This is a genomic window from Acinetobacter sp. YH16044 (genome assembly GCF_013417145.1).
GTDB lineage: Bacteria > Pseudomonadota > Gammaproteobacteria > Pseudomonadales > Moraxellaceae > Acinetobacter > Acinetobacter amyesii.
On the sequence record NZ_VPEK01000015.1, the window covers coordinates 59,156 to 76,013 of the forward strand.

At 38.1% G+C, this 16,858-nt stretch carries 13 protein-coding genes and 1 pseudogene; 4 read left to right on the forward strand and 10 right to left on the reverse strand.

The genetic code is table 11. The annotated features are described in order from the left end of the window. The first annotated feature begins 108 nt into the window (after window positions 1–108). Entirely contained in the window at window positions 109–330 is a 222-nt protein-coding gene (locus FTV38_RS10430) for a hypothetical protein (RefSeq protein WP_180022426.1), read from the forward strand. Window positions 331–484: 154 nt separating this feature from the next. On the opposite strand, the gene FTV38_RS10435 is transcribed toward FTV38_RS10430, so the two are convergent. Next, on the reverse strand, window positions 485–1,240 hold the full coding sequence (locus FTV38_RS10435; RefSeq protein WP_180022427.1) for a glycosyltransferase family 25 protein: 756 nt from the start codon (window positions 1,238–1,240) through the stop codon (window positions 485–487). A gap of 101 nt (window positions 1,241–1,341) precedes the next feature. Here FTV38_RS10435 and FTV38_RS10440 point away from each other — a divergent pair, with 101 nt between their 5' ends. Beyond that, the gene (locus tag FTV38_RS10440; RefSeq protein ID WP_180022428.1) at window positions 1,342–2,226 is read left to right on the forward strand and encodes a hypothetical protein; all 885 of its coding nucleotides are present in this window, start codon (window positions 1,342–1,344) and stop codon (window positions 2,224–2,226) included. A 1-nt stretch (window position 2,227) separates the two neighbouring features. Here the strand turns inward: FTV38_RS10440 and FTV38_RS10445 are convergent, their stop codons facing one another. The 8 genes from FTV38_RS10445 to FTV38_RS10480 all read right to left on the reverse strand — a co-directional run bounded on the left by FTV38_RS10445 (window position 2,228) and on the right by FTV38_RS10480 (window position 12,684). After that, window positions 2,228–3,220, reverse strand: a complete 993-nt coding sequence (locus tag FTV38_RS10445) for a glycosyltransferase (RefSeq protein ID WP_168378744.1) — start codon at window positions 3,218–3,220, stop codon at window positions 2,228–2,230. A 2-nt stretch (window positions 3,221–3,222) separates the two neighbouring features. Next, a complete protein-coding gene (locus tag FTV38_RS10450; RefSeq protein WP_168378743.1) occupies window positions 3,223–3,876 on the reverse strand; it encodes a YrbL family protein in 654 nt (217 codons plus the stop codon). Then, window positions 3,860–4,879 carry a glycosyltransferase gene (locus FTV38_RS10455; protein WP_168378742.1) on the reverse strand — a complete coding sequence of 340 codons (1,020 nt, stop codon included), beginning with the start codon at window positions 4,877–4,879 and terminating at the stop codon, window positions 3,860–3,862. Before FTV38_RS10455 ends, FTV38_RS10450 begins: the two co-directional genes overlap by 17 nt. 178 nt (window positions 4,880–5,057) lie before the next feature. Continuing rightward, window positions 5,058–6,536, reverse strand: a complete 1,479-nt coding sequence (locus tag FTV38_RS10460; RefSeq protein WP_180022429.1) for a phosphoethanolamine transferase — start codon at window positions 6,534–6,536, stop codon at window positions 5,058–5,060. An 87-nt stretch (window positions 6,537–6,623) separates the two neighbouring features. Further along, window positions 6,624–7,517, reverse strand: coding sequence for a mitochondrial fission ELM1 family protein (locus FTV38_RS10465; RefSeq protein ID WP_180022430.1), 894 nt, complete (start codon window positions 7,515–7,517; stop codon window positions 6,624–6,626). An 83-nt stretch (window positions 7,518–7,600) separates the two neighbouring features. Beyond that, window positions 7,601–8,527 (reverse strand): branched-chain amino acid transaminase, encoded by a 927-nt coding sequence (locus FTV38_RS10470; protein WP_078191262.1) that lies wholly within the window; start codon window positions 8,525–8,527, stop codon window positions 7,601–7,603. Between the two features lie 18 nt (window positions 8,528–8,545). Beyond that, a complete protein-coding gene (glnE, locus tag FTV38_RS10475) occupies window positions 8,546–11,305 on the reverse strand; it encodes a bifunctional [glutamate--ammonia ligase]-adenylyl-L-tyrosine phosphorylase/[glutamate--ammonia-ligase] adenylyltransferase (protein ID WP_180022431.1) in 2,760 nt (919 codons plus the stop codon). 92 nt (window positions 11,306–11,397) lie between these two features. Beyond that, window positions 11,398–12,684, reverse strand: coding sequence for a sensor histidine kinase KdpD (locus tag FTV38_RS10480; protein ID WP_180022432.1), 1,287 nt, complete (start codon window positions 12,682–12,684; stop codon window positions 11,398–11,400). Between the two features lie 1,122 nt (window positions 12,685–13,806). Here FTV38_RS10480 and FTV38_RS10485 point away from each other — a divergent pair. Together FTV38_RS10485 and FTV38_RS10490 are read left to right on the forward strand one after the other, a co-directional pair. Further along, window positions 13,807–16,041 carry an NADP-dependent isocitrate dehydrogenase gene (locus tag FTV38_RS10485; protein ID WP_180022433.1) on the forward strand — a complete coding sequence of 745 codons (2,235 nt, stop codon included), beginning with the start codon at window positions 13,807–13,809 and terminating at the stop codon, window positions 16,039–16,041. Between the two features lie 189 nt (window positions 16,042–16,230). Further along, on the forward strand, window positions 16,231–16,530 hold the full coding sequence (locus tag FTV38_RS10490) for an HNH endonuclease (RefSeq protein WP_180022434.1): 300 nt from the start codon (window positions 16,231–16,233) through the stop codon (window positions 16,528–16,530). A gap of 236 nt (window positions 16,531–16,766) precedes the next feature. On the opposite strand, the pseudogene FTV38_RS10495 reads toward FTV38_RS10490, so the two are convergent. After that, window positions 16,767–16,858 (reverse strand): annotated as a pseudogene (locus tag FTV38_RS10495) (IS5/IS1182 family transposase); the annotation flags it as partial.

A 16,858-nucleotide genomic window follows, 5' to 3' on the forward strand; every position in this document is an offset into this window, starting at 1 on the left:
CTCAACCTTTAGAGTTGTGTTCCACAGGCTTGAATTAATCTTATTGAATTGAGATCGATTATCGACAGTGGCATAATATCCTCAATTTCCACTTTAAGTGATTCTCCTATGGCTATGCGTCCTGAAGTCCGTCGTCGTGCAATCGTGTTGATTGTTTTTTCTGTCGTACAATGGTTGTTCATGCGCTACATTTTAGCCAACGAATTATTTAACTTAACTACCTATAACCGCATTGTTCTATTCTGTGTCAGCAGCCTTGCAGGTGCATTATTAATTTTTGTAGGTTTGATTTACATGGTGTTAAAGGGTAATGCGGAAAAGGACTCTTAAAACACTCTAAAGTCTCTTTTAAAAAATTAAATAGTATAGAAATTTTATAAACTGTTAACTAAAAATTTGACCTACTTTATATTTACATGAAATTTTATTTAGAAATAAAGTAGGATATAATTTTATAAAAACAGAATAAATTATTCGTATTCAATCATTTATACTTACTTAAGAATATTTTCAGAACTTTCTTTTTATATTTTTTAACATAACTTTTTTTCTTATTTTTTATTAACTGAATCTGTTCTCTTTCCTTTTGTAAATAACTATCTGTAACTGCATCTATTAGAGGCGGATGATCAAAAAGGTAAGAGGCATAAAAATTTACATATGGATATTTTACAATCACCCCTCCCCATTGATCACATAATTTGGGTGATTTGTGATATTGGAGTAAAATTTCAGCCATCTTACGATCTAAAACATAAGCATATGTAGAGGTCATATTTTCAATAAATAAAGGATGGATCTTTAATATATTTCGCTCAAATATTTTTTGCTCAATAAATCTACCATACACATTTTTAGCACAACTGAGTTGAATACCACCTAAGCTAAGAAAAAATGTAGAATTTAAGCTCAATTTTTCTATATGTGAATAGAACTCATCAAAATCAATCTCACTTAATAGTGAAATTGCATCATCTTCAAATACAAATGCCAAATTAGCATCTGTATCTAAAAAGTCTTGATAAGCTTTTAAATGAGACAGTGTACAACCTAATTCACCTGGCGTTAAAGGTCTACTTTTTCCTAATACCCCCAAATGAAAATACTCATCAACTGTTAATTTTTTACCAACTACCCCAATTTTATTAAATGAACTTGAATTTCTAAATATTCTTTGCTTAAAAAAATCTACTAGTCGTTCACTATTTTCTTTCTCGATAGAAATCACATATTTTTTCATGAACTGATTAAAAATAAATGCTAAATTGATAGCTAAATCATATCATTTGTATGTCTAACTATTCAATTGTTAGAGAATCTTAATTAAAAATAGAGTTATATATGCGGTTTATTGTTAAAAAATGGTTTTCATTTCTACAAAAAAAAAGAGAGTTAAAATTTAACTCTAGATGGTACCTACGCTTTGGCCAACTACAGTTGCCTTTTGAACCCCAGCAAATTCTATCCTTACATGAAATTTATGCACCTGAAGGGCACGTTTATGCCGATCCATTTATTGTAGAAGAAAATGGACGTACATATATTTTTATTGAAGAAGTTTCACCTGAGCATCCTGTTGGTTATTTATCTGTCATGGAAGTTTTTCAGGACGGTCAATACAGTCCACCTACTCCAATTATTCAATGTTCTTATCATCTCTCTTACCCCTGTGTATTCAAACACGAAGATACGTGGTATATGATTCCTGAAAGTGCAGCCAACAAAAGTATCGAGTTATGGAAATGTACAAATTTTCCATATTCTTGGGAATTTGATCGTACATTAATAAGTCATATAAATGCTGCAGATACTACACCGTATTATCAAAATGGAATGTGGTATCTATTTACCGCGATTAAAAATCAAAAATCAAAAAAATATGGTAATGAACTCCATATTTTTTACAGTGAGAATCTACTGAGTAGTGATTGGCAACCACATCCTCAAAACCCAGTTAAAAAAGGCATTGTGCAATATCGCCCAGGTGGTCACTTGAGCATGATCAACAATAAATTAGTCCGCCCATCACAGGACTCTCTGAAACGCTATGGTGGCAGCTTAGACCTCAATGAAGTTACAAAACTTTCTCCAGAACACTACGAAGAGAAATTTTGGATGAAATTAGATAGTGAGTGGCACCCGAATGATAATGGCTGTCATACCTTTAATATTTTTAACCAACATATTGTGATAGACGCAATTCGTGAAACCCCTAAAAAACTTTAACTTAATTTTGATACAAATTTTCAGTTTGCTGCAACATTGATTCAAATTTTAGGTTTTGCTCTGCTTTTATAAATGCTGCTTCGAATAGAGGGAGCATTTCAGCTCTAGGTTTTAATTCCCTCGATATCAAGTTCGCCATCTGTTCACTCGAATTCGGTTCACAGATAAACTGCCCATCAATAAAGTCAGGCACCATCCCAACATCAGTCGATAGAGTTGGTACGTGACTCAATAGAGCTTCAGCCAAAGTAATAGGACCACCTTCTTTTAAAGAAGAAATTACGAAGCAATCTACCTGAGCAAGTAAATCAGAAATATCTGACCGAAAACCCAATAGTTTTACACGATCATTTAAGTTAAGTTGGTCGATCTGAGTTTTCAGCGATTGGTACTGAGTCCCATCCCCTACAATCCATAATTCAGCATTGATATTTTTCCAAGCATCAATCAGGATATGAAAGCCTTTCACTGTTTCCAATCTACCAATCGCCAAGGCAATGGTAGGCTGATTTTCACATTTCACTTTATTATTAATTTGATTAATATCTTGATCTACACCATTCCAAATCACATGAACTGATTTTGAAATCGGAAATTTTGCTTTAATTTTCCCACTCACAGCAATGATGTCATCAAACGCCATGAATGGTTTTAAATTACTTTTCATCCCATGTACGGTGACAATCTTTTTACAAGAAAACTGCTTTAACCACGGTGCTAAAATACTTGCTGCTTTACTTGCCTGAACATGTAAAACGTCTGGTTGAAGTTGCTTTATTTGTTTAACTAACGCATAAATGAGAAACGGATTCCAGCGACTTCTAGAAAAATCAAATGGATGTAGTGTGATATGACCACTTAGTTTTTGTTGATAGGAACGATCTGCAATTAAATGAACTTCATGACTTTGCGCCAATCCACGACATAAATCTAATGTATGTTTTTCCAACCCCCCCATACCACCATTCGTTGCCATGACCTGTACAATTTTCATGATTACTCCGACTTCATATTTTTTTGTATCAACTGCTTGAGACGCTCTGCACGGCGACGAAGTTTTTTATGCATTAAGAAATCAGACCAATAAGACCATGGAATAATCTCCTTACTCTTTAATGTTGATTTAACATCAATACATTTTAATCTAAGCCCACCTCGATGATGTTGAACAACTAAATTACCCGAGTTTAAATCAAATAGTGGAATATTATGTTGAATTAGCCAATCCGTTAACTGATCAATCGAGTGACATACAGCCTCTATATTCAATGGTATTTGATGCTTGAGATAATGATGAAGACTAAGCGATACCTCACCTTGCTCATCCCGAATTAACTCACAACTAAGAATTAGTTGTGCATGAACAACTTCTAACTTCAAACAAGAGGCAATAAATTGATGTAATTCATGCTCATCAATACGTCTTTTTAAACGCTGATATGCACTCCATTCAATGTAATTTTCATTAAACCGATAAAAATGAGCGCTTAAAAAGCGTTGGATTTTTTGGCGAAAATTCTTAATTTGACGTTGTTCTGGAGGTAAATCTATTTTTAAACACACCTGAGGATCGGAAGGTGAAATCACGCAATAACGATTTGCTCCCGCCCCCAAATACTCTGCTGACTCTAACTTAGCAACTGAAAACATGATCCTTCCATTCATAGTCTTCGGTATAAGGCTGTGAGAAAATAGTCTCTAACATGAACTTTGTGACACGTTTTGAACTATAGCTAGAATGCGTTCTGTTCCAACCAGCTTCAGCAATCACTTTTGCTTCCTCGGGATGATTCACATAATATTGAACCTTATTTGCTAAATCATCAACATCACTAAAATACACCACTTCTTTATCTGAAAATAACGTCTCAAATCCAGGAATATGAGGTGTGAAGGTCAATAACCCATTACCTGTCAGTTGTGTAATACGATCTGATGTATATAAATCTAATGAATTCGCACGTGAATAGTTTAAGCCCATACGGGATTGACTTAAAACTTTAAAATATTCCGCACCAAAAACTTTTGGATCTTCATCAAAACCGCAATAACGTGTAGGAATATGTTTAATTTTTTGTTGCAAACTACGAATAAATTGAGTACGTTCCACATCAGAAGATGAACCACAAAAGACCAATTCATTCACAAATTCATTTTTTTCAAAATTTTTTAGACTATCAACAGCATCCAGACTCATATTTGGCATATAAGCCACTTTATTGCCATTTCCTAAAGTCTTTAATAACTCACCACTTGTGGTGACAAAAATACAATCTAAATAAGGCGACCATTCTTTAATAAAATTCGCTTTCTTATCTACGCAAATCCAATCAACATACCAAAATGCTACTTTCGTTTTGGGATATTGTGCTTTAACTTGTTTTAACGTTTCCGTACTCAATAATGATGAATGGCCTATTAGGATTAAATCTGGTTCAAAATTTTTTACAACTTTTAATACTTCTTGATTTGCCCATTTTTTACCAACTTTTTTAGTGCGCCAAATGGTGCCATAATAAGCCATATCATGAAAAGAGAAGTCATAAACATGATGGCCATTTAAAATTAAGCCTGCTGATATTTTTCGATCAGTATTATAAAATTCTGCACCTGATTTTTTAAATGCAAAATTATTAATATGTAATATTTTCATAAACTAACTCTATAATAGTAAGCCAATATCAAGTTGCAGACTTTAAAAATCTTCATAAATAATCTAACTAGACTATTTTACAGAATAATCCATTAAAATTTCATAGAAATTTATATGTAAAATTCCCTACTTTAAAATAAAAGAACTTTCAATTTAATGATTTTTTCAAAATTATAATTCACCTCATATGCCCTTCTTCTAAATCTTTATAAGAAACATAATCATCCCAATCAAAAACGGTGACATTTTGATTATCTTCGATATTCGCCAACGATTTTTTAGGATCTAATAATGGTGTTTTCACCCCCAATAAATCTGCATAAATATGCATATAATCATAGGCACTCACAGTCTTGTTATAGTAGTTTTTGGCCTGCGCATCGCTACGTAATACAAAAAATGGAACCTGATAATTATCTTTAAAATCATTATCTACATGATATGAATCTTCATCCACGGTCATACCATGATCAGAAAAATAGGTCACACTGAAACTACGCTGATCAGCCTTCAAAGAGGTATATATCTGTTCTATAAAGTGATCCAACTTATTGATCGAAGATAAATAACAATTAATCGTTTCAGGTTTATTCGCATACATACGTGGTGCCTTAAACAGACGTTCACAAGCATCCGGATGTGAACCCATCATATGAATAAAAATTACATTTTTTTGATTAGCATATTTTTTTAACTGGGCCTGTAATATTTCGACCAATTTGTCGTCATCAATATTACTCGACATATAGTTACCACTTTTCAGAAAAAACTGATGATCGGCATGAATCGCAATTTTAGAAATTGCCGTATCATTTTTCCCCATAAATCCCTGATTTGAAATCCACATGGTGTTATAGCCAGCTTGTTTTGCAAGCGTCACCACATTTTTTGCAATTTGAGGTTCACGGTTTTGATCGACCAAAGTCAGCGTTCGAGTCAGACTGGTTACCGTATTTGGTGCTGTCGCGATGTAATGATCTACAACATCTAGTGGCATCTGATTTAAAAAAGGCGTGGTATCTTCTTTCGCACCGTAAAGTGATAAATGATCTCGCTGAACACTCTCACCAATGATAATCACTTGATTATCATAGCTAGCATTCACCTGCTGAATTTGCCAATCGACATCTTGCACATTATCTTCAAGGAGCTTGGCCTCTTCTTGTTTATATTTAACCGTCGCCAGTGCAGTTTGAACACCAAACACACTGACGCCGTTAGCAATAAAGATAAGTGCCAAAATCAGCTTGCGATAATTTCCCTGATTAGCTTGATTAAAAAATAAAATATAAAAACAGAGACTTAAAAAAATAATTAAGGCAAAAACAATATATTTAGGATTAACTACAGATAAAAATTCAAAGGCTTCATTGGTATTGCTTTGGAACATCGATGCCACGATTCCCAAAGACATGTGCCCTTGTAAGAACCCCGTCCCACTTGCAATATACAAGCTAATGACAAAAAACAGCGCAAGGAAAATGTACTTAAAAATACGACTATGTAATTGTTTTACAGCAATGAAAAAAAACGTACTCGAAAGAACCAAAACAAAGAATAAAGGAGCATCTTTGATTTCAGATAAATAGTCCCAAAAACCTAAGCCAATACAAAACCCAATCGAAAGTAAAAGCGGAAACAAATAGGTTTTTAGCATGACCTGACAACCCTTTAATATTATTCAAACATTGTCTAGTTAGACTGAAATGTTGGTAGAAATTTTTCGTCGGGTATTATCTATACTTTAGGGACCGAGTACAATCTTTTTGGCGATACGGTCAGTTTCTTTAAATTCGGTAGCGAGATTCAAATCAGTTAAAGTGGTCTGTAACGACACCAAACCTTGTTTTAAAATTTCATCTACAGACTTGGTAATCCGATCTTCCTTCAACCGATCCACTTCAATCACCCCGACTTTACAACCCGCGGTGAGAGCCTCGTAAATCATTGAAACACTATCTTCAGTTACCCAAACCGCTTCGGCTTTTTGCATTTCTTCGAAAATCCAACCTTGCGGAGTGACTTCAACTGGGAAAATCTGTACTTTTTCAATATTCTTTAACTGCTTTAATTCTACTAAAAACGCTTTTGGTGTGCGCCGTGAAGTGGTCAAAATGATTTCTGAATTTGGATTCAGCTCGACTATCTGTTCAATTGCATGAAGTACTTTAGCTGCATTCCACTGATGGCGTTTTGAAGAACCACCCAAAGCGATTAGGATTCGACCATGTTGATGCCGTTCTTCATTTACAATAGGATTTAACGCACCTTGTGTCGTTAGTACTTTATTTGATGCTTGAATACCATCGTGCTGTGGAATCACCGCATAATCAAACCATGCAAACGGCAAGCTTGGCTTCATTAAAATAATGGTTTTGGCTTTGTTATACACTTTGCCCAACAGCCATACTCGAAAATGTGTATGGCTGCCGACGCCAAAAATATAAGTTGGCTCGTGTTCTACGGCATGAAGCTGATGGCTAAATAGCGCAGAAATAAGTGTCACTATAGGCAAATCATCAATTGAAATTTCTTGAAAAGTGACTGCTTCCTGAGATTGGCGCTGCATGGCTTTAAATAAACCCAAAGCTTGTGAGCGATGTCCTGCTTTACCATCACTGACATAAACAATATGCATAGTCACTTTCCCAAAAATTCAATGTCTTCAAGCCAATAAAAAAGGCGAAACTTAGTTTCGCCTTTTCATCTTAACCGATCAGCTTATTTTACGTAAGTTAACCAGTGCGCATATTTAGGGTCTTTACCCTGAACCGCATTAAAGAATGCAGTTTGGATTTGCTCAGTGATTGGACCACGACAACCTTCACCAATTTGACGGTCATCATATTCACGGATTGGCGTCACTTCAGCAGCAGTACCTGTGAAGAATGCTTCATCAGCGATATAGAATTCGTCACGTGTAATACGACGTTCAACCACTTCAAAACCAAGGTCTTTCGCAATTGTAATAATGGTTTGACGGGTAATACCATCAAGTGCACCACCCGCGATGTCAGGAGTATGAATCACGCCATCACGAACTAAGAATACATTTTCGCCTGAACCTTGACATACATAACCTTGTGGGTCGAGTAACATTGCTTCGTCATAGCCTGCATGCGCCACTTCTTGGTGTGCAAGAATGGACAAAGTATAGTTACCAGATGCTTTTGCTTTACACATGGTCACGTTTGGATGATGGTGCGTAAATGAAGACGTTTTAACACGAATACCCTTCGCCATCGCTTCATCACCAAGGTAAGCACCCCAGCTCCATGCAGCAACAACGGCATGAATTGTATTATCAGTTGCTGCAATACCTAATTTTTCTGAACCAATAAAAATAATTGGACGTAGGTAGCAAGAAGCCAACTTGTTTTCACGAACCACATCAATTTGAGCTTGTTCTAATGCTGCATGATCAAATGGGACTTTCATTTGATAAATTTTTGCAGAATTTAATAAACGCTTAGTGTGTTCTTTTAAACGGAAAATAGCCGTTCCATTCGGAGTTTCATAAGCACGGACGCCTTCAAACACACCCATGCTGTAATGCAATGTATGTGTTAATACGTGAGTTTTCGCCTCACGCCAGTCAACCAATTGTCCATCTTGCCAAATAAAACCATCACGATCAGCCAAGTTCATGGCACACACTCCAAATTTTTATACACAGTCATTTTTATCCAATGCAAACGTTGCAGTTGGATCAATTAATCTTTGCCATAGCTTGCAAACGACCACTCGGGTATCGTGCCAATCGTCAGCTGAAACTTGCATGGATTGATTCGCAAGTGCTAAACGGTGGCTCTCGGCTCGTTCACGGAGATAAGCTTGAATCAATGCTGTCGCATCGGCGCTGGATAAGCAATCCGTTCTTGCGGCATCCTCAAGGATTCGTACGTTGTCAGAGTAATGGGCGAGATCGGGATTCGACCCACTCCATGCTAATACTGCATACTGTGCCATAAATTCGATGTCAACGATACCACCTGCATCTTGTTTTAAATGAAAAATTCCATCTTTTTGCTGCTCTTTAGAAGAACCTAGATGGTCTTTCATTTTTTGGCGCATTTTGAGCACTTCTGCACGAACATTGCTCTCATCTCGTGGCTGAGTCAAAATATTGCAGCGCAAGTTTTCAATTTCAATCCGTAAACTGTGCTCGCCTGCAATGGTTCTGGCACGTACCAAAGCTTGATGCTCCCAGACCCAAGCATTTTTATGTTGATATTGCTCAAAAGCTTTTAAGCTGGTCACCAATAACCCCGCCTCTCCCGAAGGTCGCAAACGTGTGTCCACTTCATACACTCGACCATCTAGGGTTTGCGTAGTCATTAAGGACATAAATTTTTGTGCAACCCGCATGGCAAATTCAAAGCCACTAATTGGTTTCTGTCCATCGGTATCGGCTTGTTCGTCCATATAGTGAATAAACACCAAATCCAAGTCCGAACCATAACCTAGCTCGATGCCACCCACCTTGCCATAGCCAATTACCGCAAAAGCCGTGTGATCAATCGAACAACGTTGCCCTTCTGCATCGATTGGATAGCCATGTTTTTTGGCAACAATTTGATATGCCAAATGCAAGGTTGCATTCACCGACACTTCAGCAATATCGGTCAATGCATCCGACACTTTCATCAACGGACTTTCTGCCAAAACATCACTAGCAGCAACCGCTAAGACATTGGATTTTTTAAACAATCTAAGAACACGCATCTGATCTTCAACTTGATCAATTTCAATTCGAAGCAGTTGTTGACGTAGAGAGTCTTCTAAATCTTTACGCTTTGGCAGCTCAAAATCCATCGATAAAAACTCATCCAACAGCACGGGATAATGCGTCAATTCTTCGCAGATCCAAGGACTCACTGTTGCCATTTTCACTAATCGTTGTAATGCCCCTTTGCTCTCAATCAGCATCACCAAATAGACCGTACGGCGCAGCACCGACTCCACCAAAGGCATGAGACGTAGTAAGGCCACCTGAGGTTTATCGGACTGTAATATCGCCTCAATGAGATGTGGCCAAAAAGTTTTTAAACGCTGTACTGCTTTGGCAGGTAATTTTTTCAGCGCATGCCCATACCAAAATTCGTGAATTAAATTTTTGGCATCATCATCTAGAACATCGTTCAACTGGGCTTCTAAATGACTAAAACTTTCCAATAACGGATCGGGTTCTTTTTCTTTAATAAGATGTTCAAATTGGTAAATGACTTTGGCGCGTTTCTGATTGAGCACATGCAAAAAATCATCCCAGGTCGCAAAACCTAAAGTATCTAAGATACGTTGGCGAGGTTCAGGCTCATGTGGCAACGATTGGGTTTGCTGATCATTGAGTGCTTGAATCGCATGTTCAATACGACGTAAAAATAAATACGCATCTTCTAAATCAGCAACTGCGGTTTTTTCTAATAATCCGACTTCGCCTAAATGATGCAGACTCACTAAACATTGACGGTCTTGCAGCTCGAGTTTTGAACCTCCATAGATGAGCTGAAAAACTTGAACAATAAACTCTACTTCACGAATTCCGCCTGCACCGAGTTTAATGTCATCTTCGATATTACGACGTAGCACTTCACGTTCGATCATGGCTTTCATTTCACGCATGGCTTCGAAAGCGGTGTAATCGACATATTTTCGGAAGACGAAAGGTCGGGTCATTTCCAGTAACTCGGCGCCTTCTTTACCGCCCGTGACGATACGTGCCTTAATCCAGGCATAGCGTTCCCATTCTCGGCCATGCTGGCTTAAGTATTTTTCTAATGCCGCATGACTGATTGCCAAGGCAGAACCATCACCCCATGGGCGTAGACGCATATCTACACGGAAGACAAAGCCGTCTGCAGTAATATGGTCAAGCAGGTAAATTAATTTTTGTCCCCATAAAATACAGAACTGTTGTACATCGATACATTTTCGACCGTTGGTTTCGCCTTGTTCATCAAAGGCAAATATAAGATCAATATCACTTGAAAGATTAAGTTCCTGTGCACCAAGTTTTCCCATGGCAACCACAATTAGGTCTTGAACTTTCCCCTTATAGCCTAGCGGTTCGCCATATTTCGCAATCAACGGATTCAGCGCAAAATCTTTTGCCGCACAGATGGACGCATCGGCAAAGTCTGAAAGCTCTCGAGTTAAGGTGACGACATCGGTGAGTTGATTGGCATCTTGCCAAATCCAACGAAACATGAGGCGTGCGCGCAGCACACGAATTGCACGCATCCAGCTATTTTCATCTTGAATTTCAGCGAGGCTGCTTGCGACAAAATGTTGAATTTGTGCCGTACTCAGCGAGGTTTGAAACTGATCAATTGCATAGTCTTGTTCTAAACTGGCCTGATGGATTCCGAGCACCTGTTCAGCATATTGACTGGCACGTAATGTTTTCTGCAATTGCTCCGCATTCATTTCACAAACCCTAGCGTGATTTTTTTCTAGTTATAACAGTTGATAACGCTTAGGGAAAAGTATTTTTAGGCTTTTATACCAATAGATGCGCATTAAAGTTCACTTAAGGTCGCATCTTTCTGTGCACTGCTGCTCTCGGTATTTAGGGTTTGATGCAGGCTCGTCGCCTGTGGCAACCAGACTTTAAATTGTGTGCCTTCACCTTCTTTCGAGTTCACCACAATTTCACCCTGATTTAAGTCCACAAAACGTTTACAAAGGACTAAACCCAACCCCGTACCACGTTCTCCTGCCGTACCTTTAATACTAACCGTCAGTTTTTGCTGAAATAAATCATCAATCTGAGTTTGGGTCATACCCAATCCCGTATCTTGAATGGTGAATAAAATCCGTTCACCATCTTGTTCGGCAGAAATCGTCACCACACCTCGTCCATCGGTATGAGTAAATTTCAATGCATTTGACACCAAATTTTGCATCACTGATGTGATCATATTGATATCTGCATTGACTTTAATGCCTTCAGGCACGGCATTGATCAGTCGGATATTTTTCTTCACGGCCAAGCTATTTAAGACATCACTCACAATTTTTGCAGACTGATGCAAATCAAAATTAATCGGGTGATAAACAAAGCGACCACCTTCTGCCATAGCCCAGTTCAATAAGCTTTCTAAGAGGTTATACGTCGACTGTGTGGTGTCATATAAATAGTCTGCAATATTTTGCACACTTGAATCATCTAAGGTACTGCGCTCCTGCGCCAAAACTTCAGAAAAGCCCAGTAGACCATGAAAAGGCGCTCGTAAATCATGAGCAATAATTTGGAAAAATTTAGTTTTACTAAAATTGAGTGCCGACTGCTGTTCATAGGCTTCTTTTAATTCGGCATTTTCAACGCGGAGTTGAATGATATTGACTAGACTTTGTACAAATTCTTCGACAATCTTTAATTGTTTAGCTTCAAATGCAGTGACTTGATCATCAAACAAAATTACTTTACCAATTGAATCCTGATTATATTTTAAATCGAATGCCACTAAACGCCGATGCCCTAAACCCAGTTCCTGCATATAGTCACAGTAAGCTTGGTAATTTTCAGCATCGTGATCTATACGGGACTGTTCAGCAAAAAACTGATCGAGGCGATCATCATCGGCTTCGGCCAAAAAGGCTTTAAATGTGTGCTCTGAGGCATACCAGATATAAGGCTCATTTTTGAACGTTAGGACAGCGTTATCGACTTGCACAATACCACGCGCGAACTTTAAAAATTCTGCAATGCGGTTGTCGTCCGTATAAACCCCCATCAATAAAGACAAACGACAGGAAGTTAATAATTCGGTTTGTGTACCAATATCCAGTAAACGTAAAGCCATCCCGTTGCTCTCCTCAGGGTTTATCTTAAAGATAAAAACCAACTGTTATGTTCAAGATTAATAGCAAAAATAGCCCAAACACTCAATAACAAAACCCAACAAAAAGACAAACATTATTTACGAATACGCTATTTAATCGAACTTTCATCCAATTAGAAAATAAAAATATCTATAAAGAACATAACATTAAAGGTAAAACAAAAATTAAAACAATAAAATTAGAAACTTAAATTAATTTAAATTTTATTGACTGTTTATTTTAAATCGCACTTTTCGCGTTTTATTCAAACTAAAAACATGACCAAAAGAAATATTCATTTACATAAGACCTAAAAAACTGGGTTTAATTTTCTTTAAATACATCACAAAAAATAGTGAGTTTTATGACTATTCTATGACCAGATTACTCATCAGGATGCTCGTTTCAGTCAGCTACACTAAATGAATCTATTATTAATCCTTTCTATTAGACTAATTTATTAGTTTTTATCAGTTGTGTGTGTCATTTGAGCATTAAACCATACTTGCTCGCTTTTACTTTATTAAACTGAGCTAAAGATTCGTTTCATGCTTCTAATGCACATGAACTCATTCACCCAAATGACTGAAGCTGAAAAAGTGCCATGCCTTATTCATCAGATATATAAGTTATCGCATAAACATTCCGCGACCTTTCAAAGTCAAACGGGGCATCAAACTCACGTCGTTCTTTAATAAAGTCCCCAATCCTGACTAATTTTCGAACTTCCGCACCAAATCTACACCTAAAAGTTAAGGCATTCGGTTTGACCTATCAAACGCTTTGCTTTACAACTAAAACTTGAACGAGCCATAAAGAACAGATCAGCCCCAAAAAAATGATATAAATTTAATAGTTCAATAGCTTTAAGCTATGAATAACAAGCTTTCAATATTCCCCTTCTCGGTTTTGCGCTAAAATTGGGCGTCAAACTGCACTTCTTTTGTATCATTTTTCTACGAAATGACCACATCACAGGATCTTGCGTTGACTGAAAAGCAATGAACCCCGATACTTTCATAGTTTTATTTAAGCAAATCGGTTCATAGAGGCGAGCCACAAGCTCGGACCTCAAAGACACAATCTAAAGCAAGGGGCTATATATGGCTGGTGGAAAGTCAACTATCATCTACACACTGACCGACGAGGCGCCATTATTGGCGACTTACTCTCTGCTGCCGATCATTGAAACCTTTACTAAACCTGCTGGCGTTGAAATCGTTAAACGCGATATCTCAGTTGCAGCACGTGTACTCGCTGAATTTTCAGACTACCTAAGCGAAGAACAAAAGGTGCCAAATAACTTGGCAGAGCTTGGACAATTAACCCAAGATCCAAGCACAAACATTATCAAACTTCCGAACATCAGTGCTTCAGTTGGCCAATTAACTGCTTGCATTAAAGAATTACAGTCTAAAGGTTTTGCAATTCCGAACTATCCAGAAAACCCAGCGACTGAGGAAGAAAAAGAAATCAAGGCACGTTATAGCAAATGCCTAGGTTCTGCTGTAAATCCTGTACTTCGTGAAGGTAACTCTGACCGTCGTGCGCCTACTGCAGTAAAAAATTACGCGAAGAAACATCCGCACTCTATGAGCGAATGGAAACAGTGGTCACAAACTCACGTTTCTCACATGGACGAAGGTGACTTCTACCACGGCGAAAAGTCTATGACTTTAGACCGCGCTCGCAATGTAAAAATGGAATTGATCACTAAGTCTGGTGAAACTATTGTTCTTAAGCCTAAAGTTGCGCTTCAAGACGGCGAAATCATCGACTCAATGTTCATGAGCAAAAAAGCACTTTGCGACTTCTATGAAAAAGAATTAGATGATTGTAAAGAAGCAGGCATTTTGTTCTCTCTACACGTAAAAGCGACCATGATGAAGGTGTCTCACCCAATCGTTTTCGGTCACTGTGTGAAGATTTACTACAAAGATGCATTCGAAAAACACGGCAAATTGTTTGATGAGTTAGGTATTAACATCAACAACGGTATGTCTGGTCTTTACGAAAAAATTGAAACTCTTCCGACTTCTCTTCGTGAAGAAATCATTGCTGACTTACACGCTTGCCAAGAACACCGTCCTGCACTTGCAATGGTTGATTCTGCAAAAGGTATCACTAACTTCCACTCACCTAATGACGTAATTGTAGATGCATCTATGCCTGCAATGATCCGTGGTGGCGGTAAAATGTGGGGTGCTGACGGCAAACAGTACGACTGTAAAGCTGTAATGCCTGAATCTACTTTCGCGCGTATCTACCAAGAAATGATCAATTTCTGTAAATGGAATGGTAACTTTGACCCACGCACTATGGGTACTGTACCTAATGTTGGTTTGATGGCGCAAAAAGCTGAAGAATACGGCTCACACGACAAAACTTTCGAAATCGCTGAAGCGGGTGTTGCAAACATCACCGACCTAGAAACTGGTGAAGTGTTGATGTCACAAAACGTGGAAGAAGGCGATATCTGGCGTATGTGCCAAGTGAAAGACGCTCCAATCCGTGACTGGGTGAAACTTGCTGTGACTCGTGCACGCAACTCAGGAATGCCTGCGATCTTCTGGCTTGACCCGTACCGTCCACACGAAAACGAACTCATCAAGAAAGTTCAAACTTACTTGAAAGAGCACGACACTACTGGTTTAGACATTCAAATCATGTCTCAAGTACGTGCTATGCGTTATACACTTGAACGTGTTGCTCGTGGCCTAGATACAATTTCTGTAACTGGTAACATCCTACGTGACTACCTAACAGACTTGTTCCCGATTATGGAATTGGGTACTTCTGCGAAAATGCTTTCTATCGTGCCTCTAATGGCTGGTGGCGGCATGTACGAAACTGGTGCGGGTGGTTCTGCGCCTAAACACGTACAACAACTTGTAGAAGAAAACCACTTACGTTGGGATTCTTTAGGTGAGTTCTTGGCACTTGCTGTTTCTCTTGAAGAAATGGGCATCAAAGAAGACAACGCGAAAGCTAAACTTCTTGCAAATACACTTGATGCTGCGACTGGTAAATTGCTTGACAATGACAAGTCTCCATCACGTCGTACTGGCGAACTTGACAACCGTGGCAGCCACTTCTACCTTGCTAAATACTGGGCTGAAGAACTTGCTGCGCAAGACGAAGATGCAGAGCTTAAAGCGAAATTCGCTCCTCTTGCTCAAGCACTTGCTGAAAACGAAGAAAAAATCGTTGCAGAACTTGCTGAAGTTCAAGGTAAAGCCGCGGACATCGGTGGTTACTACGCTGTAGATACAGCAAAAGTAAATGCTGTAATGCGTCCAAGCGCAACTTTAAATGCTGCTCTTGAGGCTGCTCAATAAGTTGATGCTGAACTAATGCAAGTTAGGGATGTAAAAAACCAGCGCGAAAGCGCTGGTTTTTTTTACCCTCATTTATATAGTGTTATGACAACTCTTTCATTTAATGCTTAGATCTAAATTTTATGAATGTGAGCTATCAAAGGTAGGCTTTTTCATTCAACTACAGCCCTAAAATAAGGAAAACCTAAAATGGCAAATTCATGGGGAATACCAAAGCACATAGAGGATGCGGTCTCGGAGCGAGACCTGTGCTGTGTATATTGCGGCAAAAAGTTTGGCACTGAAAGAGCCAACAAGAAGTCTTGGGAACACATTATCAACGATATAAGAATTACAACCTTAACCAATATTGCATTGTGCTGTATTGGCTGCAATGCATCTAAAGGCAATAAAGACTTAGCAACTTGGTTCCACTCTGAGAATGCTCGAAAAAGAGGTGTCAACACTGAGACAATTGCAGATGTCATCAAAGTAGCTTTAGATAGTTAATAAATCTTTTAAATACTACAAGCCCTATAAGACACCCGATCAATCACATTTGATTATTGTATTGATCTAATAATTTAAGCTTAGCATCTGATTCCACCATGAGTACCCAAACAAAATTCAGGTACTCATTTTACGAAGTGACCACCTGATATGTAGCTAATGGAATCATTGAAAATTTTCTAGGGATTTGATATAAGCTATTAGGGTGTGTTGACATTTACAGCCGATAAATTGAGCTAAAGAGGCAACCATATAAATATACAAGCTAAAGCAACAGCGCTTTGATAGTTACGTTTTAGCTTATCGTATCTTGTGGCAATTCCTCTAA